At 68.3% G+C, this 17,463-nt stretch carries 15 protein-coding genes and 1 riboswitch; of the genes, 7 read left to right on the forward strand and 8 right to left on the reverse strand.

Annotation, left to right across the window (positions count from 1 at the left end):
- Positions 1 to 24 precede the first annotated feature (24 nt).
- On the reverse strand, positions 25 to 2,679 hold the full coding sequence (locus ACODRX_RS02990; RefSeq protein ID WP_488869558.1) for a PAS-domain containing protein: 2,655 nt from the start codon (positions 2,677 to 2,679) through the stop codon (positions 25 to 27).
- 186 nt (positions 2,680 to 2,865) lie between these two features.
- Here ACODRX_RS02990 and ACODRX_RS02995 point away from each other — a divergent pair, with 186 nt between their 5' ends.
- A complete protein-coding gene (locus ACODRX_RS02995; RefSeq protein ID WP_488869559.1) occupies positions 2,866 to 4,179 on the forward strand; it encodes a dicarboxylate/amino acid:cation symporter in 1,314 nt (437 codons plus the stop codon).
- Here the strand turns inward: ACODRX_RS02995 and ACODRX_RS03000 are convergent, their stop codons facing one another.
- The 3 genes from ACODRX_RS03000 to ACODRX_RS03010 form a co-directional block, all read right to left on the reverse strand.
- Complete coding sequence (locus tag ACODRX_RS03000; protein WP_488869560.1) at positions 4,180 to 4,974, reverse strand: sulfite exporter TauE/SafE family protein; 795 nt, start codon at positions 4,972 to 4,974, stop codon at positions 4,180 to 4,182.
- Positions 4,975 to 5,061: 87 nt separating this feature from the next.
- On the reverse strand, positions 5,062 to 7,404 hold the full coding sequence (locus ACODRX_RS03005; protein WP_488869561.1) for a cytochrome P450/oxidoreductase: 2,343 nt from the start codon (positions 7,402 to 7,404) through the stop codon (positions 5,062 to 5,064).
- A gap of 2 nt (positions 7,405 to 7,406) precedes the next feature.
- Positions 7,407 to 8,387, reverse strand: a complete 981-nt coding sequence (locus tag ACODRX_RS03010; RefSeq protein ID WP_488869562.1) for a Bug family tripartite tricarboxylate transporter substrate binding protein — start codon at positions 8,385 to 8,387, stop codon at positions 7,407 to 7,409.
- Positions 8,388 to 8,506: 119 nt separating this feature from the next.
- Positions 8,507 to 8,608, forward strand: a riboswitch (glycine riboswitch).
- A 172-nt stretch (positions 8,609 to 8,780) separates the two neighbouring features.
- Between ACODRX_RS03010 and ACODRX_RS03015 the strand changes: the two genes are divergently transcribed.
- Positions 8,781 to 10,019, forward strand: a complete 1,239-nt coding sequence (locus tag ACODRX_RS03015) for a D-amino acid dehydrogenase (protein WP_488869563.1) — start codon at positions 8,781 to 8,783, stop codon at positions 10,017 to 10,019.
- 42 nt (positions 10,020 to 10,061) lie between these two features.
- Here ACODRX_RS03015 and ACODRX_RS03020 read toward each other — a convergent pair whose 3' ends face one another.
- Positions 10,062 to 10,865: a BUD32 family EKC/KEOPS complex subunit gene (locus tag ACODRX_RS03020; RefSeq protein WP_488869564.1), complete on the reverse strand. Its 804-nt coding sequence runs from the start codon at positions 10,863 to 10,865 to the stop codon at positions 10,062 to 10,064.
- A gap of 14 nt (positions 10,866 to 10,879) precedes the next feature.
- Positions 10,880 to 12,622, reverse strand: coding sequence for an FMN-binding glutamate synthase family protein (locus ACODRX_RS03025; RefSeq protein WP_488869565.1), 1,743 nt, complete (start codon positions 12,620 to 12,622; stop codon positions 10,880 to 10,882).
- Between the two features lie 142 nt (positions 12,623 to 12,764).
- On the opposite strand from ACODRX_RS03025, the gene ACODRX_RS03030 reads away from it, so the two are divergent.
- The 5 genes from ACODRX_RS03030 (at position 12,765) to ACODRX_RS03050 (ending at position 16,664) form a co-directional block, all read left to right on the forward strand.
- Positions 12,765 to 13,010, forward strand: coding sequence for a DUF6364 family protein (locus tag ACODRX_RS03030; protein WP_488869566.1), 246 nt, complete (start codon positions 12,765 to 12,767; stop codon positions 13,008 to 13,010).
- Positions 13,007 to 13,438 (forward strand): PIN domain-containing protein, encoded by a 432-nt coding sequence (locus tag ACODRX_RS03035; protein ID WP_488869567.1) that lies wholly within the window; start codon positions 13,007 to 13,009, stop codon positions 13,436 to 13,438. The genes ACODRX_RS03030 and ACODRX_RS03035 overlap by 4 nt, the downstream gene beginning before the upstream one ends.
- Before the next feature lie 45 nt (positions 13,439 to 13,483).
- Positions 13,484 to 14,302 (forward strand): YecA/YgfB family protein, encoded by an 819-nt coding sequence (locus ACODRX_RS03040; protein ID WP_488869568.1) that lies wholly within the window; start codon positions 13,484 to 13,486, stop codon positions 14,300 to 14,302.
- 52 nt (positions 14,303 to 14,354) lie between these two features.
- The gene (locus ACODRX_RS03045; protein WP_488869569.1) at positions 14,355 to 15,449 is read left to right on the forward strand and encodes an SPFH domain-containing protein; all 1,095 of its coding nucleotides are present in this window, start codon (positions 14,355 to 14,357) and stop codon (positions 15,447 to 15,449) included.
- A 75-nt stretch (positions 15,450 to 15,524) separates the two neighbouring features.
- A complete protein-coding gene (locus ACODRX_RS03050; RefSeq protein WP_488869570.1) occupies positions 15,525 to 16,664 on the forward strand; it encodes a TFIIB-type zinc ribbon-containing protein in 1,140 nt (379 codons plus the stop codon).
- 50 nt (positions 16,665 to 16,714) lie between these two features.
- Here ACODRX_RS03050 and ACODRX_RS03055 read toward each other — a convergent pair whose 3' ends face one another.
- Both ACODRX_RS03055 and ACODRX_RS03060 read right to left on the reverse strand, forming a co-directional pair.
- Positions 16,715 to 16,933, reverse strand: coding sequence for a YMGG-like glycine zipper-containing protein (locus ACODRX_RS03055; protein WP_488869571.1), 219 nt, complete (start codon positions 16,931 to 16,933; stop codon positions 16,715 to 16,717).
- Positions 16,934 to 17,123: 190 nt separating this feature from the next.
- Positions 17,124 to 17,351 carry a YMGG-like glycine zipper-containing protein gene (locus tag ACODRX_RS03060; RefSeq protein ID WP_488869572.1) on the reverse strand — a complete coding sequence of 76 codons (228 nt, stop codon included), beginning with the start codon at positions 17,349 to 17,351 and terminating at the stop codon, positions 17,124 to 17,126.
- Positions 17,352 to 17,463: the final 112 nt, after the last annotated feature.

Here is a 17,463-nt window from a genome sequence, read left to right on the forward strand (position 1 = left end):
ATGCTGCGCCGTGCAGCCCGGCGGTCAGCCATTGCCGGCTTCGCCGCCGCGCAGCAGCATCTGGCTGACCAGGGCGCGCAGCGCGGCGGGCCGCACCGGCTTGAGCAAGAAGCCCCAGCCCTTTTCGGCGGCCTGGCGGCGCAGCGCGACATGGCTCTCGGCGGTGACCAGGATGACCTGGGGCGAATGCTGCCAGCGCCCGCACAGTTGCAGGTACAGCTCGGGGCCGTCGAGCTTGCCCATGCGCACGTCGAGCAGCACGAGCTGCGGCGCGGTGTGCGGGCTTGCCGCCGCGAGCGCGGCCTGCGGACCGCCGGCAAAGGGCACGGCGCAGCCCCAGCGCCGCAGCAGGGCGGCGGTGGCCGCGCAGCTGGGCGCGTCGTCGTCGATGTACCAGGCGCTGGCGCCCTGCAGCGGGGTGGCCAGGCCGGCCTCGTGCACCAGGGCAGCCGTGCTCGGCCTGGCTTGTGGCGCGGCCTGGGCCAGCGGCACGCAGACCCAGAACACGCTGCCGCGGCCCAGCTCCGAGCGCAGGCCGATCTCGTGGCCCAGCAGCCGGCCCAGCCGCTCGACAATGGCCAGGCCCAGCCCGGCGCCGCGGTCGTCGTCGTGCCCTTCGTTCAGGCGGCGGAACTCCTCGAAGATCTCGCGCTGCAGGCTTTCGGGAATGCCGGGGCCCTGGTCATGGACCTCGATGCGCAGCTGCGCGCCCTGGCGCCTGCAGCCAACCAGCACGCGGCCCCGGGGCGTGTAGCGCAGGGCGTTGGACAGCAGGTTCTGCAGGATGCGCCGCAGCAGCGCCTCGTCGCTGCGCACGGTGCAGCGCGAGTCCAGCACGCTCAGCTTCAGGCCCCGGCTGTCGGCGATGATGCCGAAGTTGTGGCGCATGACCTGCAGCACCGGCCCGAGCGCGAAGTCGCCGACATGCACCTCCAGCTGGCCCGATTCCATGCGCGAGATGTCGAGCAGGCTGTTGAGTATGCCGTCCTGGGCGGCGAGGGCCCCGTCTATGCTGTCGGCCACGCCGCGCGCGGCCGCGTCGTGCAGGTGGCCGCGCAGCAGCGAGCCGAACATGCGCGCCGCGTTCAGCGGCTGCAGCAGGTCGTGCACGGCCGCGGCCACGAAGCGGGTCTTGTAGCGGTTGGCCTCCTCGGCCTCGCGCTTGGCCTGGTCCAGGTCGCGGGTGCGCTCGGCGATGCGCCGCTCCAGCGCATCGGCCAGCGAGCGCAGCTCGCGCGCGGCGTTCTTGTAGCTGGTGATGTCGGCATAGCTGGTCACGAAGCCGCCGTCGGGCAGCGGGTTGCCGCGGATCTCCAGCACCGTGCCGTCGCTCTTGGAGCTTTCGTGCAGGTGGGCGGTGCCCTGGCGCAGGTGCTCCAGCCGCCGCTCGATGGCGGCCTCGACGCTGCCGGGCCCGAGCAGGCCGCGCCTGGCGTTGTGGCGTATCAGGTCTTCGATGGGCTGGCCCACCCGCATGAGGCTGGAGGGAAAGCGAAACAGCTCCACGTAGCGCGAATTCCAGGCCACGAGGCGCAGCTCGGCATCGACCACCACCACGCCCTGGGGCAGGTGCTGCAGGCTGCGCGACAGGCCGGTGTCGGCCTGCCTGGCGGCCTGCACGATACCGTCCTGGGCGGTGCGCAACTCCTGCGCGTGCTGGCGCAGCACGGCCTCCAGCTCCTCGCGGCTGCGCTGGCGCAGCGCGGCCAGGCGCTGGCGCTGGCGGATGAACAGCACCAGCAGGGCCAGCGCCAGCCACAGCCCGGCCGCGGCCAGCGCGGCCCAGCGGCTGGCCGTGGTGCTGGCCTGCGTGTCATGCAGCAGGTGCAGCTGCCAGCCGGTGTCGGGCAGGGGCAGGCTTTGCCACAGCATGCGGCCGGGCAGGGCGGGCTCGTCGATGCGGGCGACGGATGCGAGCTCCGCCGCATGCCGGCTCAGGCGGTAGCGCAGGGGGGTGAGCGGCTGGTCGGCATATTGGCGCGTGTCCTCCAGCTCCTTGGTGCCCTGCGCCGACAGCGGCGCGAGCAGGCGGTAGCGCCAGGCGTCGCGGCTGGCCAGGAAGACCACGCCATGCGAGTCCGAGGCGAGCACGATGTCCGGGGACTGCTGCCATTCGCTCTCCAGCTCCTGCAGCGCGATCTTGATGACGATCAGCCCCATGGCGGCGCCGGCATCGTCGCGTAGGGCGCGCGAGAGGAAGTAGCCGGGCTGGCCGGTGGTCATGCCTATGCCGTAGAAGCGTCCGCGGCCGGTGGCCAGGGCCTGCTGCACGTAGGGGCGGAAGCTGTAGTCCTCGCCCACGTTGCTGTGGCTGTCGCGCCAGTTGCTGGCGGCCAGGGCCTTGCCGTGGCGGTCGATCAGCGTGAGCGTGGAGGACTGGCTGGCGCCGTTGGCCTGCTCCAGCTTGCGGTTGAGCGCCTCGACCTCGGCCGCCGATACCGGATGGCCGAGCGCGGCATGCAGCTGCGGATCGAGCGCCAGCACCTCGGGCAGCGTGCGGTAGCGGTCTATGCGCTGGCTCAGCGCCTGGGCATACAGCGCGAGCTGGCGCTGCACGGTCTGGCTCTCCTCGCGCAGGCTGCGCTCCAGCACCAGCTCGCGGGCCAGCAGCATGCAGCCGAGCATGCCGGCTCCCAGGAGCAGCACGGTCCAGACCAGGCGGCGGCGCGATGGAGTCATGGTGGTGAGGCGGGTTGGAGAGGGTCTTGACCTAGGAGTTTCCCTTGGTTTTCGCATTTCCCGCAACAGAAACAACCCCCTCTAATACCAATAGGTTATCGGCTTGAAAAAGCCCGCGCAGTACAAACCGGAACCAGCGGCGCACCGAACAGGTGCGACTCTTTTCCTGACCTCCGGAATTTCACCATGCAAGCCATACCCCAAGCTGCCAGCAGGCCACATGTGCACCTGCCTTTCTATCGCCAACTGTATTTCCAGGTGGTCATCGCCATCGTCATCGGCGCGCTGCTGGGCCATTTCGAGCCCGAGCTGGCGGCCAAGTTCAAGCCCCTGGGCGATGCCTTCATCAAGCTGGTGAAGATGATCATCGCGCCGGTGATCTTCCTGACCATCGTCACCGGCATCGCCGGCATGACGCATCTGCGCACCGTGGGCCGGGTGTTCGTCAAGGCCATGGCGTACTTCCTGTTCTTCTCCACGCTGGCGCTGGTCGTCGGCATGGTGGTGGCCCATGTGGTGCAGCCCGGCGCGGGCATGCACATCAATCCGGCCGACCTGGACCAGGAGGCGGTGAAGTCCTATGTGGCCAAGTCGCACGAGCTGACGCTGACCGGCTTTGCGATGGACATCATCCCCAAGACGCTGATGAGCCCCTTCGTGGGCGACAACATCCTGCAGGTGCTGTTCGTCGCGGTGCTGTTCGGCATCTCGCTGGCCATTGTGGGCGACGCCGGCAAGCCCGTGCTCACCTTCCTCGAAGGGCTGACGGCACCGGTGTTCAAGCTGGTCGGCATCCTGATGAAGGCCGCTCCGCTGGGGGCCTTCGGCGCGATCGCCTTCACCATCGGCAAGTTCGGCCTGGGTTCGCTGGTGAACCTGGCCTGGCTGGTGGGCTCGTTCTACATCACCGCCCTGCTGTTCGTGCTGGTCATCCTGGGCCTGGTGGCGCGCCTGTGCGGTTTCTCGGTGATCAAGCTGATCCGCTACCTCAAGGCCGAGCTGCTGCTGGTGCTGGGCACCTCCTCGTCCGAGTCGGCCCTGCCTTCGCTGATGGAGAAGATGGAGAAGGCCGGCTGCAGCAAGTCCGTGGTGGGCCTGGTCGTGCCCACCGGCTATTCGTTCAACCTGGACGGCACCAATATCTACATGACGCTGGCGGCGCTGTTCATCGCCCAGGCCACCGACACCCACCTGACGCTGGGGCACCAGATCGCCTTGCTGCTGGTGGCCATGCTCAGCTCCAAGGGGGCCGCGGGCGTGACGGGCGCGGGCTTCATCACGCTGGCCGCGACGCTGGCGGTGGTGCCCGAAGTGCCGGTGGCCGGCATGGCGCTGATCCTGGGCGTGGACCGCTTCATGAGCGAATGCCGCTCCCTCACCAACTTCATCGGCAATGCGGTGGCCACCGTGGTGGTGTCGCGCTGGGAAAACGCGCTGGACTACACCCGGCTGAACGCAGCGCTGGACGGCGAGGATCTGCCCGACGCCGTGGCCGCTTGATCAGATCAGCACCAGCTTGGCGCCCGCCCAGGCCAGCAGCAGCGAGAGGGCCGAGCGGATCAGCCGCTCGGGCGCGCGGGTCACCAGGCGCGCGCCGATCCAGATGCCGGGCAGCGAACCGGCCAGCAGCTGCGCCAGCAGCGGCCAGTCGACCGAGCCGAGCGATGCATGGCCGAGGCCCGCCACCAGCGTGAGGGGCACGGCATAGGCGATGTCCGCCGCGATGATGCGCGGTAGCGGCAGCAGCGGGAACACCAGCAGCAGCACCGAGACGCCGATCGCGCCGGCGCCCACCGAGGTGAAGGTAACCATGGTGCCGATCACCGCGCCCAGCAGTACCGGCAGGCTCCAGTGGCGCGCCTTCAGCGCGGCGGCTGCGTCCTGGCCCTGGGGTTCGCTGCGGCGCGGCTGGGAAAAGACCAGCACCTTGTAGGCGGTGGCCGCGGCGGTGAGCAGCAGCGCCGCGCCCAGCGTGGTGGTCATGATGTGCTGCACGCGGGCGCTGTCCGGCCCCAGCCGCCGCAACACCCACAGCGCGAGCAGCGCGGCGGGGATGCTGCCGGCGCACAGCTGCGCCACCACGGGCCAGGGCACCAGCCGCTGGCGGGCCAGGCTGGCGGTGCCGCCCAGCTTGGTGAAGGCCGCGAACAGCAGGTCGGTGCCCACCGCCATATAGGGCTTGACGCCAAAGAAGAAGATCAGCACCGGCGTCATCAGCGAGCCGCCGCCCACGCCGGTCAGGCCCACGATCAGGCCGACGCCAAAGCCCGCGAAAACAAACGCAAATTCCTGCATGGCCGCGACTGTAGGCGAGGCGGCATATGGATCGAACGATTATTTCGTGCTTTTCTTATGTGGATCGCCGTATATGGAAATGGCCGGCTACAGCCCGAGCACGATTTTTCCGCCGCTGGCCCTGGCGCGCGAGCAGCAGCTCATCATCTTGGTGCAGGCCGCGCGCTCGGCGCGCGTGAGCACCATGTCGCGGTGGTCGACCTCGCCGGCCAGCACCGGCACCTCGCAGGATCCGCACAGGCCTTCGCGGCAGTCGCTCTCGATGTCGATGTTGGCGCCGCGCAGCGCATCGAGCAGGGTCTGGTCGCTAGCCACCTGCAGGGTGAGGCCCGATTCGCGCAGCTCGACCTCGAAGCCGTGTTCCTTGCTCGGGTCGAGCGCGCCCAGGGTGGTGGCGAAATGCTCCACCCGCAGGCTGTCCTCGGGCCAGTGGCGGCAGGCCTGCTCCAAGCCATCGAGCAGGCGCTGCGGGCCGCAGGCATAGATCCGGGCGCCGGGGCGCACGGCGGCCAGCAGGGCGGCGTAGTCGGCGCGCCGGCCTTCTTCGCCCGCATGGACGTGCAGCCGCTCGCCATGCTGCGCCTGCAGGTCTGGCAGGAGCGCCATGCGCCGGCGCTGCCGGGCGCTGTAGTGGATTTCATACGAGATGCCTAGCGCCTTGGCGCGCGCGGCCATGGCGGCGATCGGCGTGATGCCTATGCCGCCGGCCACCAGCATCAGGTGCTGTGCGCTCTCGTCGAGCTGGAAGTGGTTGCGCGGGCCGCGCACCTGCACCTGCATGCCGGCCTGCAGTTGGTTGTGCACCCAGGCCGAGCCGCCGCGGCCGTGCTCCTCGCGCAGCACGGCGATTTCATAGATATCGGCCTGCTGCGGATCGCCGCACAGCGAGTACTGGCGTGAGATTCCAGTGTCGCCGCACTGCAGGTCGATGTGCGAGCCGGGCGTCCAGCGCGGCAGCTGGCGGCCGTCGGGGGCCTTGAGGCGTATGCGCAGCACGTCCTCGGCAATGGCCTCAACGCGGTCCACCAGCATGCTGCGGCTCGCCTGGCCGTGCGAGGATTCGCCTATGCGCACGGCCTGGCGCTGCTGCAGCAGCGCGGGGTTGGCGCGTTCGGGATTGCGCGCCGGGTCCCACTCGACCCACAGGTGCTCGGGGCCGCGGAACGAGGTGTTGGGCACATAGCTGAAGCGCTGCTCTGCCAGCCGCATATGGGGCAGGCGGCGGGCGAATTCCTCCAGGAAGATCTGCATCTCCATGCGCGCCAGGTTCTTGCCCATGCACTGGTGCGAGCCGTAGCCAAAGGTCAGGTGGTCGCTGGCGTTGTCGCGCTCGATGTCGAAGAAATCGGCATCGACGAAGTGCCCCTCGTCGTGGTTGGCCGACGAGGTGACGATGAGCAGCTTGGAGCCCGCCGGGATCGGCTGGCCGCCGATCACCACGTCCCGGGTGGCCAGGCGCCGCCAGGCGGCGACCGAGCCGTTGTGGCGCAGGCACTCTTCCACCGCGCCGGGGATCAGCGACGGGTCGCGGCAAATAGCCTGCCAGGCCTCGGGGTGCTGCAGCAAAAGCTTCACCGCGTTGGCGGTGGCATTGGCGGTGGTCTCGTGGGCGGCGACGATGCCGGCCATCATCATCGAGTGCAGGTACGAGTCGGTGACGACCTCGGGCAGCTCCCTTTGCCTGCGGATGCCGTACTGCATCCAGCCATCGGCATCGGGGTTGGCGCGCATCTTGTCCAGCACCTGGCCCGCGTATTGCCAGAACCGGCCCACCGCATGGGCCACCGCCACCTGCTCCTCGGGCCTGGGGCGGCCCCAGGTGTTGACCGTGTGGGCGATGCTGTACTTGCGCAGCGTGTCCATGTCGTCCTCGGGCACGCCGAGAAAGTGCATGGCCACGGTGAGCGGCACTTCCCACAGCATCTGGTCCACCAGGTCGGCGCGGCCGTCGGCTATGAAGCGGTCCACGTATTCGCGCGCCAGCCGGCGCACCATGGGCTCGTGGTGCGCCAGCTGCTCGGGCGTGAACGGCTCCATCAGCGCGCGGCGGCGCGGCATGTGGGCCGGCTCGTCCTCGTTGACCAGGGTGCGGTTGAGCGCGAAGCCGTAGGAGGCCAGCACCGCATTGGCCGCATCGCCCGTGGGCGTGATCTTCTCCAGCGCGATCGACGGGCTGTAGGTGAGGTTGTCGCGGAAGATGGCCTTGATGTCGTCGAAGCGTGTGACCACCCAGTAGCCCAGCTGCGGGCTGTAGAACACAGGCTCCTGCTCGCGCGCCCAGCGCACATACTCGGGCGGGTCCTGCTGGTAGCCGTCGCTGAAGGGGTCGAAGGCGGCGGCGCCCAGGCTCACCGGGCAACCGGTGGGGCCGCTGCGGCCCGAGGGCCGGGTGAGCTGGCTGTGGTCGATGGGGCAGCGGGCGGATGCCATGTTCACTCCAGCGTGATGTGCAGGTCCTTGATCAGCTTCTGCCAGCGCGTGCTCTCGCTGTTGATCAGGGCCTGGAACTGCTCGGGCGTGTTGCCCACCGGCTCCACGCCGAAGTCGATGAGCTTTTGCTTGACCGCGGGCTCGTTGATCGCGGCCACCACCTGCTTGTTCAGGGTGGCGATCACCGGGGACGGCGTCTTGGCCGGCGCCACCATGCCGACCAGCGCCGCCGCATCGACCTTGGGCAGGCCCAGCTCGGCGAAGGTCGGCACCTCGGGCAGCTGCGGCAGGCGCGTGGCATTGGCCACGGCCAGCGGCTTGACCTTGCCGCCCTTGATGAACCCCGCGCCCGCGGCCAGGTCCACCATCATCGCCGGAACCTGGCCGCCGGCCACGTCGCCCAGCGCAGGCGCCGCGCCGCGGTAGGGCGCATGCACCAGCGACAGGCCGGCCTCCACCTTCAGCAGCTCCATCGCCAGGTGGTGCGGGCTGCCCGCGCCGGCCGAAGCGTAGTTCAGCCCCTGCTTGCTGGCCTTGGCCTTGGCGATGAAATCGCGGGCATCGGCAAAGCCGGCGTTCGGATTGACCACCAGGATCATCGGAAAGCGTCCCATCAGCGTGACCGGCGCCAGATCCTTGGAGGGGTTGTAGCTCAGCGTCTTGTACAACACCGGGTTGTAGATCAGCGTGCCGTTGTCGGCCGAGAGCACGGTGTAGCCGTCGGCCGCGGCGCGCGCGGTTTCGGAGGCGGCGATCGCGGTGTTGCCGCCGGGCTTGTTGTCCACCACCACCGGCTGCTTGATGTGGGCCGACAGCGCCTGCCCGATGGTGCGGGCCAGGAAGTCCGAGCCGCCGCCCGCCGCATAGGGCACTAGCCAGCGGATCGGCTTGGAGGGGTAGGCATCGTCGGCCCAGGCGCCGGTGGACATGCCGGCCAGGGCGGACAGCGCCAGCAGGCTGGCGGCGAAAGCGCGTTTTTTCATCGAAAGTCTCCGTGAACAGGTTCTAAGCCATTGTGGCGCCATGCATGGCGCAATGGCAGAGAAAACCCGTATATCCAATATCAGGGGATTTCCCTATATTTGCCCCCAAGGCTGTCAGCCTGGTGATGCCGAGAGAGACTGTTGCGTGCCCGCGTGCCGCATACAGCGCCGAAGGAGCAACCGCCCCGGAAACTCTCAGGCAAAAGGATCGGCATCACCGTCCATGCACTCTGAAGAATGTCCGGCGCCGTTGTCCGCCGGGCATACCGAAGGAGCAAGCGATCATCGCCCCGGCGATGCTGCGTGAATCTCTCAGGTCCAGAACAGAGGGGGCGTCCGGTGCACATGGTGTGCCCGGGCTCCACCTTTGACACATCCGGGACCTGATCCATCATGAAGAAAACCATCGCCGTCATCGGTGGCGGAATCACTGGCGTGACCACGGCCTACGCGCTGGCCCAGCGCGGGTTTGCCGTCACCTTGTTCGAAAAGCAGCGCTACGCCGCCATGGAAACCTCGTTTGCCAACGGCGGGCAGCTCTCGGCCTCGAATGCCGAGGTGTGGACCCATTGGTCCACCATTCTGAAGGGCCTCAAGTGGATGCTCAAGAGCGATGCGCCGCTGCTGGTCAACCCCAAGCCAAGCTGGCACAAGCTCTCGTGGTTCTTCGAATTCCTCGCGGCGATCCCGCACTACCAGAGGAACACCGTTGAAACCGCCAGGCTGGCCATTGCGGCCCGCGAGCACCTTTTTGCCTGGGCCGCGCAAGAGGGCATCGACTTCGACCTGAAGCAGAAAGGCATCCTCCATATCTACCGCAACAAGGCCGGCTTCGAGCATGCGGGCATGGTCTCGAAGCTGCTGGCCCAGGGTGGGCTGGAGCGGCGCGCACTGACGCCGCAGGAGATCCGGGACATCGAGCCGACCCTGTCCGGCGCCTTCTATGGCGGCTACTTCACCGAGAGCGACTCGACCGGCGACATCCACAAATTCACCAGCGGGCTGGCTGCCGCCTGCGTGCGCCACGGGGTGCGCTGCCTGTACGGCCAGCAGGTGCTGTCCGTGGCGGCCGATGGCCGGCAGGCCCGCGTGACCGCGAGCGATGCGCAGGGCACGTCCACCTCCAGCTTCGACGGCATCGTGGTCTGCGCCGGCACCGCCAGCCGCATGCTGGCAGCCCAGCTGGGGGACCGCGTCAATATCTATCCGGTCAAGGGCTATTCCATCACCGTCAACCTGCTCGATGAAGCCAGCCGCGCCGCGGCGCCGGTGGTGAGCCTGCTGGACGACGAGACCAAGCTGGTCACCAGCCGCCTGGGCGAAGAGCGCTTTCGGGTGGCGGGCACCGCGGAATTCAATGGCTACAACCGGGATATCCGGGCCGACCGGATCCGGCCCCTGGTCGAGTGGGTGCAGGCCTGCTTTCCCGGTGTCAGCACCCGCAGCGTCGTGCCATGGGCCGGCCTGCGCCCGATGATGCCCGACATGCTGCCGCGCATCGGGCGCGGCAGCAAGCCCGGTGTCTTCTACAACACAGGCCACGGCCATCTGGGCTGGACCTTGTCGGCGGTGACCGCCAGCATGCTCGGGGATATTGCGCAGCAGGCGATGGGGCCGGCTGCAGCGGTGTAGCAGGCGAAGGCATGGCGCGGCATACCGCGCCGTGCCTTGCCCTCACTGCACCAAATCGTACACCGCACGCAGGCGCTGCGTGTCGCGGCCCAGGCGGCGGCTGTCGGGCAGGCGGCCTACCCAGCGCATCCGGCGTACGGTGGTGTCGAGCGCCGCGCGCGCGCTGGCATCCAGCTGGTCATGCCATTGCTGCCAGTGCGGGCGGGCGGCGCCGAGCATGCCGGCCTGGCGCAGGAAGAGCGCGCTGGAGTGGGCGTAGCACAGCGCGTCCTTGACGATGCACAACTCGCGCGGCAGCGTGGCCAGCGGGTCGTCCTCGAAGTCGATGTAGCCGATCACGTCGTCGGGGCAGCGCACCATGTTGCGCGCAAAGCCCTGGCTCAGGCAGGTGCCGCTGCCGTGCACCCGCTGCATGGCGGCAAAGCCCCGCCGCCACAGCCACAGCGCCTGCTGCGGTGCATGGCGTGCGGCGTTCTCGATCTCGTCGGCCAGCGACGGCGTGGCCTGGCCCGGCGCGCCCAGGTGGCGCATCAGAAAGCCGTCTTCCTCGACAGCCAGCACGGCGGGCACGCGCAGCCCGCGCGCGGCCAGGTCGCGCAACCGCCGCACCTCGGTGGCGATGGCCTCGCGGCCGCCGGGGTTGACCACGGGCTGCAGCACATCCACCTTGAGCAGCCGCGCGGCCATGCCCAGCAGCCGGTAGCGCCAGGCAGCGATCGGCGGGCCGGCGCGCTTGAGCCAGACCGACTCGCCGGGCAGTTCGTAGCGCACGACGTTGAAGCTTTGCGCCTGCAGGTGCGAGCGCAGGAACGCGGTGTAGTCGGTGGCGGTGAGTGCGTGGTTCAAGGCGTGGCGGAGATTTAGATCAAGGCTGCATTGTCGCCGGTGGCGCTGGCCTGCTGGCGTTCTTCGGCCTTGCGGGCTCGGGGCGCCGACGGCTTGATCGACGGCGTCGCCGCCTGGAAGCTCTCGGCGCTGGCCAGCGGCCAGTAGGTTCGGAACACCTGGTGCTGCCGCTCCAGCTCGTGCAGCAGCGCGCCGGGCTGCACCTGCAGCAGCAGGTTGGAAAGCAGGCGCACCTCGGTGTCGCTGATGCGTCGCACGATGTGGTGGGCGCTGAAATCGCCCGGGTGCTGCAGCCCGGCGGCCTGCACCATCTCTTGCAGCGCATGCAGCGTGCTCTTGTGGAACTGGGCCACGCGCAGGGCCTTGTCGGGCACCACCAGCGCCTGCTGGCGCAGCGGGTCCTGCGTGGTCACGCCGGTGGGGCAGTTGCCGGTGTGGCAGCTCTGCGCCTGGATGCAGCCCAGCGCCATCATGAAGCCGCGCCCGGCGTTGCACCAGTCCGCGCCCAGCGCCATCATGCGCGCGATGTCGAAGGCGGTGATCACCTTGCCCGCCGCGCCGATCTTGATGCGCTCGCGCAGGTTCACGCCCACCAGCGTGTTGTGCACCAGCAGCAGGCCGTCTTGCAGCGGCACGCCGATGTGGTCGCTGAACTCCACCGGCGCGGCGCCGGTGCCGCCCTCGGCGCCGTCCACCACGATGAAATCCGGCGTGATGCCGGTCTTGAGCATGGCCTTGACCATGGCGAACCATTCCCAGGGGTGGCCCACGCAGAACTTGAAGCCCGTGGGCTTGCCGCCCGACAGGCGCCGCAGCCGGGCGATGAAGTGCATCATCTCCTCGGGCGTGGAAAAGGCGCTGTGGCTGGCCGGCGAGATGCAATCCACGCCGACCGGCACGCCGCGCGCGGCCGAGATTTCGGGCGTGACTTTGGCGCCCGGCAGCACGCCGCCGTGGCCGGGCTTGGCGCCCTGGCTGAGCTTGATTTCGATCATCCGCACCTGCGGCTGGGTGGCATTGGCGACGAAGCGCTCTTCGCTGAACGTGCCGTCGGCATTGCGGCAGCCGAAGTAGCCCGAGCCGATTTCCCAGATCAGGTCGCCGCCATGCACGCGGTGGTGTTCGGAGATCGAGCCCTCGCCGGTGTCGTGCGCAAAGCCGCCGATCTTGGCGCCCTTGTTGAGCGCCAGGATGGCATTGGCCGACAGTGCGCCGAAGCTCATCGCCGAGATGTTGAACACGCTGGCCTCGTAGGGCTGGGTGCAGGCGCTGTCCGAGTCCGGCGGCGCATCGGGGCTGGCGCCGATGGTGACGCGGAAGTCGTGCCCGTCGAGCCGGGTGGGCGCGAGCGAGTGGTTCACCCATTCGTAGCCTTGCGCGCTGACATCCATCAGCGTGCCGAAGGGCCGGTTGTCCGGCTCGCCCTTGGCGCGCTGGTACACCAGCGAGCGCTGGGCGCGTGAAAACGGCAGCGTCTCGGTATCGCTCTCGATGAAGTACTGGCGCATCTCGGGGCGGATGAACTCCAGGAAGAAGCGCATATGGCCGATCACCGGGTAGTTGCGCAAGATGGCATGGCGGGTCTGGCGCAGGTCGTACAGGCCGAGCAGCACCAGCGCCGCGCCGGCCAGGGCGCCGAGCCACCACCACGGCGAGCCGCCAGTGAGGAGTGCCGCCAGGCTCAAAGCCAGCAGCAGCACGCAGAGGATGAGCACGGTGTAGCGCACCGGGTAGAGTTTGTTGAGCTGGTGGATCATGGGGGCTCTCTCGGCGATACCGCCGTACTTGTTAGCGTTGGATGATAGAGGCTTGCCGGCATCGGCGCTGGCGGGCCGCCTCTGCCGGTGGGATAGTGTGACGTACAATGTTGCGTGTTTTGTACGTCATACGAGGTGCGCCATGCAAACCAAGCTTACGCTGCGGCTTGATGCGGAACTGATCGAGCAGGCCAAGGAGCAGGCACGGCGCAATGGCAAGTCGCTGTCGCAGCTGGTGTCGGACTACTTCATGCAGCTGGGCCAGGCTCCTGCCGCATTGCCGCTGCCGCCCACCGTGGCCTCGCTCAAGGGATCGCTGCGAGCTGCCGACGCCAGGCAGCCCGACGAGCGCGACTACCGCGCGCACCTGGAGGGCAAGCACCGGTGAACCTGCTCTTCGACACCAACGTGGTGCTTGACGTGCTGCTTGACCGCGAGCCTTTCGTCCATGACAGCGCGCAGGCCATGGCGCTGGTGGAGCGCGGCGAGCTGCGCGGCAGCTTGTGCGCCACTACGATGACCACGCTGTTCTACCTGTGCGGCCGCGCGCGCGACGAGCGCCGGGCCCGCGAGGCGGTGGGCACATTGCTCAAGCTGTTCGATGTGGCCGCGGTCGGCCGCATGGTGCTGGCCGATGCGCTTGCGCTGCGCTTTTCGGACTATGAGGATGCCGTGCTGCACGAGGCGGCCCGCCATGCGGGCTGCCGGGCGATCATCACCCGCAATGTGCGCGACTTCGCGGCAGCCAGCCTGCCGGTCTATACGCCTGGCGAGTGGATGCGGGCCTGGTCAACGGGCCAGAACCTCGGGCGCTGAGGCTACACTGCCGCATCTCGGTATTTTTCCTGATTCCTGTATCCCATGACCACTGCTGAACTGCCCCCGGACGACGACCCGTCGTCGCTGCGCCTGTCCGAACTGGACGATCTGCTCAACGACCTGCACACGCGCGACGACGGCGTGCCGCAGTGGGAGTTCTGCGACGGCTTTCTGGCCGCGCTGGCGTGCACGCGCCGTGCGGTGCCGCCCGAGGAGTTCCTGCCCGTGCTGCTGGGTGAGGGCGAGCCGCTGGTGCGCGCGGCCGATGGCAGCCTGCCGGTGCTGCCGGTGTTTGCCGACGCCGCGCAGCAGTCGCGCTTTCTGGCGCTGTGGCAACAGCGCTGGGACGAAGTGGTTGCGCAACTCGACGGCCAGGCCCAGGCGCTTGACGACGACGATGCCTTCCAGCCCGAATTCATCGACATGCGCGGCGCGCTGGCCGGCATGGACGAGGCCGAGCGCGCCGAAGCCGTGAGCGAGGGCGAGGTGCCTTCGCTGGCGCAGATCTGGGCGCTGGGCTTCATGTTCGTGGTGGAGCACTGGGCCGACGACTGGCAGCCGCCGCGCGACAAGGAAAATGCCGCCTGGCTGGCCGATGCGCTGGAGTTGGTGGAGCTGCTGGCCGAAGACGACAACGCCGCGCCCGCGCTCAACCTGTACGACGAGGACGCCGAGCCCAGCGTCAGCCAGGAGCGGATCGAGGCGCTGGGCGAAGCCATCTGGGCGGTGTACGACCTGCGCCGGCTGTGGAAAAGCATGGGCCCGCGCCAGTTCACCATCGTCAAGGGCGCGACCCCGGGCCGCAACGACCCCTGTCCCTGCGGCAGCGGCAAGAAGTTCAAGAAATGCTGCGGCGCATAGAATAGTCCGCTGATATCAGAACCCGCTTTTTTCTTTGCCCCAAGGATCTTTCATGAACCTCATGAACATCATCACCAAGCAACTGATCGAGGTCATCGAGTGGACGGATGATTCGCGGGACACGCTGTCCTACCGCTGGCCCGACCAGGACAAGGAAATCAAGAACGGCGCGCAGCTCATCGTGCGCGAGTCGCAGCAGGTGCAGTTCGTCTCCGAGGGCCAGTTCGCAGACCTGTTCGGCCCCGGCCGCCATGTGCTGACGACGCAGAACATCCCGATTCTCTCGACGCTGCGCGGCTGGAAGTACGGTTTCGAGTCGCCGTTCAAGTGCGATGTCTACTACGTCAACACGCGCCTTTTCACCGGCAACAAATGGGGTACCTCCAACCCGGTGATGCTGCGCGACCAGGACTTCGGCGTGGTGCGCATCCGCGCCTTCGGCACCTACGACTTCCGCATCGTCGAGGCCGCCAAGTTCCTCAAGGAGGTGGCGGGCACCGACCAGAACTTCCGCCTCGACGAGTTCGCCGACACCATGCGCTCGCGCATCGTCAGCATCTTCAGCGAGGCCCTGGCCCGCGCGCATGTGCCGGTGCTCGACGTGGCGCAGCGCTACTCCGAGATGGGCGAGGCGCTGCTGCAGCTCATCAACCCCGCGGTGCGCGACAAGTACGGCCTGGAGATCACCAGCTTCATGCTGGAGAACGTATCGGTGCCGCCCGAGGTGGAGGAGGCCATCGACAAGCGCTCCAGCATGAGCGCCATCGGCAACCTGAACGACTACGTCAAGTACCAGATGGGCCAGGCCATGGCCAATGGCGGCGAGGGCGCGGCCGCCGCCACCATTCCCGCCACCATGGCCATGGGTTTCGGCATGGCGCAGGAGATGATGAAGGGCATGCAGCAGCCGGGCCAGCCGGCGGCCGACCCCTTCTCGCCAGCCGCAGCGCAGGCCGCCCAGGCGCCGCAGGCGCCCGCCGCCGCGGGCGCGGTGCAGGTGCTCACGCCCGAGCAGGCGGCGCAGACGTTGGGTGTCTCGCTGCAGGACGTGATGGCCGAAATCGAGGCCGGCCACCTCAAGGCCCGCAAGATCGGCGCGGCCTGGCGCATCTCGCAGGACGCGCTCAACGAGTTCCTGCGCGGCTGAGCCCCGCAAGTGCCGGTAGCTATTGACTAGGTAGCTGCTGGCGCTTTCCCCATCCGCGTTTTACCGGTTTTTCTTGTGAACGACACGAGTGCTTTCACCGCGGCAGAGCCTGCCCAGGCCAAGCTGGTGGGGCGGCATACCTGCCCCGAATGCGGCGGCAACCTGGAATGGAATGCCAAGGCCCAGTCGCTGAAGTGTCCGTATTGCGGCACCACCGTGCCCTGGACGGACGAGCAGCAGGCCGCGCTGGGCGAAGCGGTGCTGGAGCAAGACCTGGCCGCCGCGCTGGCCAACCCGGCATCGGGCCGCGGCTGGGGCCAGCAGCGGCGCGAATACCAGTGCCAGAACTGCCGGGCCATCTCGGTGTTCGTCGACGGCCGGGTGGCGCAGCGCTGCGACTTCTGCGGCTCGCCCGCCATCCAGCAGCACGAGGAGAAGAACGACGCCATCACGCCGCAGAGCCTGCTGCCGTTCAAGATCAGCGACGGGCAGATCCGCGACCGCATCCGCCAGTGGTACGGCTCGCGCTGGTTCGCGCCGAACAAGCTCAGGAACGCCGCGCTCACCGACACGCTCAAGGGCGTGTACCTGCCGTACTGGACTTTCGACGCCCATGTGCAGGCCGAATGGCGCGCCGACGCGGGCTATTACTACTACACCACCGAGCAATACCGCGATGCCAACGGCAATGTGCAGACCCGCCAGGTCCAGCATGTGCGCTGGGAGCCGGCGGCGGGCGGCCTGCAGCATTTCTTCGACGATGAGCTGGTGCCCGGCACCGTGGGCATCCACCCGAACCTGCTGCGCAAGATCGAGCCTTTCCCGACCACCACCGAGCTCAAGCCCTACTCGCCGGAGTTCGTGCGCGGCTGGACGGTGGAGCGCTACCAGGTCGACCTGGGCCGGGCGGCGCAGCTCAACGAATCCGACATGGACCGCCAGGTCCAGGCGCTGTGCGCGCAGCAGGTCCCTGGCGACACCTGCCGCAACCTGCAGGTGCAGCGCCTGTACCAGGGGCGCACCTTCAAGCATGTGCTGGTGCCCGTGTGGCTGGTGAGCTATACCTATGGGCCCCGGAGCTACCAGATCGTGGCCAATGGCTACACCGGCCAGATTGCCGGCGAGCAGCCCTATAGCTGGGTCAAGATCGCGCTGGCGGTGATCGTGGCGCTGCTCGTGGCCTTGGTGCTGCTGAGCGTGACGCAGGGGCGGTAGAAACAAGAACCGCGCCAGGCGGCGCGGTTGAAACGGGGTTGAGGGCCGCTTCAGCGTGTACGGCGGCCCACCTCGTTGCCCAGCAGCGCGCCAGCGGCGGCACCGCCCACGGTGCCTAGCAGCGAGCCGAACAGCACATGGCCCACGGCACCACCGGCCACCGCGCCCACGCCGGTGCCGATCTGTGCATTGGTGGGGCGGGTGCTGCAGGCCCCCAGGCCCAACGAGGCGGCCAGCGCAATGGCAATGACAAAAGTGGGTTTCTTCATGGTTTCTCCTGGCAGGCCTGCTGCACATCAAAGAGGGTGAAGGCAGGCGCGCCAAGCTTTGGCTCGCGGGTGCAGCAGTGCAGCAGGAATAGCCTATATCCTAGGCGCTGTGGCGGCGGCGCCGCGCGTTGCAGGTGTAACTCCGGTGAGCGATGGTGCCGCCACGGGGCCGGGATCAGGAAAATGCCGCTTATCTGCGCCCGTCCATCTTGTCGCCGACTTGGTTGCCCAGCAGCGCGCCGGCGGCGGCACCGCCTACCGTGCCCAGCGTGGAGCCAAAGATCGCATCGCCGACCACGCCACCGGCCACCGCGCCCACGCCGGTGCCAAGCTGGGCATTGGTCGGTGGGCTGCTGCAGCCGCTCAGGCTTACTACACCAGCGAACAGCGAGGCCAGAATCCAGGTAGCTTGCTTCATGGTGGTTCTCCTTTCCAGAGCATCAGCTCGTGCAGGATGGATACCTTGCAACGATGATGCCTCCAGTATGGCGTGTGCCTGGCAGCGCGGGGATCGGCCAAGCGAGCCGATT

This window comes from Comamonas sp. FG99, assembly GCF_057808605.1.

Excerpts from the sequence above, each read along its gene's own strand:
- ACODRX_RS03005 (WP_488869561.1), bottom strand. The coding sequence starts at position 7,404 with ATGGCATCCGCCCGCTGCCCCATCGACCACAGCCAGCTCACCCGGCCC.
- ACODRX_RS03055 (WP_488869571.1), bottom strand. The coding sequence starts at position 16,933 with ATGAAGAAACCCACTTTTGTCATTGCCATTGCGCTGGCCGCCTCGTTG.
- ACODRX_RS03025 (WP_488869565.1), bottom strand. The coding sequence starts at position 12,622 with ATGATCCACCAGCTCAACAAACTCTACCCGGTGCGCTACACCGTGCTC.
- ACODRX_RS03010 (WP_488869562.1), bottom strand. The coding sequence starts at position 8,387 with ATGAAAAAACGCGCTTTCGCCGCCAGCCTGCTGGCGCTGTCCGCCCTG.
- ACODRX_RS03000 (WP_488869560.1), bottom strand. The coding sequence starts at position 4,974 with ATGCAGGAATTTGCGTTTGTTTTCGCGGGCTTTGGCGTCGGCCTGATC.
- ACODRX_RS03045 (WP_488869569.1), top strand. The coding sequence starts at position 14,355 with ATGAACCTCATGAACATCATCACCAAGCAACTGATCGAGGTCATCGAG.
- ACODRX_RS03060 (WP_488869572.1), bottom strand. The coding sequence starts at position 17,351 with ATGAAGCAAGCTACCTGGATTCTGGCCTCGCTGTTCGCTGGTGTAGTA.
- ACODRX_RS02990 (WP_488869558.1), bottom strand. The coding sequence starts at position 2,679 with ATGACTCCATCGCGCCGCCGCCTGGTCTGGACCGTGCTGCTCCTGGGA.
- ACODRX_RS03040 (WP_488869568.1), top strand. The coding sequence starts at position 13,484 with ATGACCACTGCTGAACTGCCCCCGGACGACGACCCGTCGTCGCTGCGC.
- ACODRX_RS03030 (WP_488869566.1), top strand. The coding sequence starts at position 12,765 with ATGCAAACCAAGCTTACGCTGCGGCTTGATGCGGAACTGATCGAGCAG.
- ACODRX_RS02995 (WP_488869559.1), top strand. The coding sequence starts at position 2,866 with ATGCAAGCCATACCCCAAGCTGCCAGCAGGCCACATGTGCACCTGCCT.
- ACODRX_RS03015 (WP_488869563.1), top strand. The coding sequence starts at position 8,781 with ATGAAGAAAACCATCGCCGTCATCGGTGGCGGAATCACTGGCGTGACC.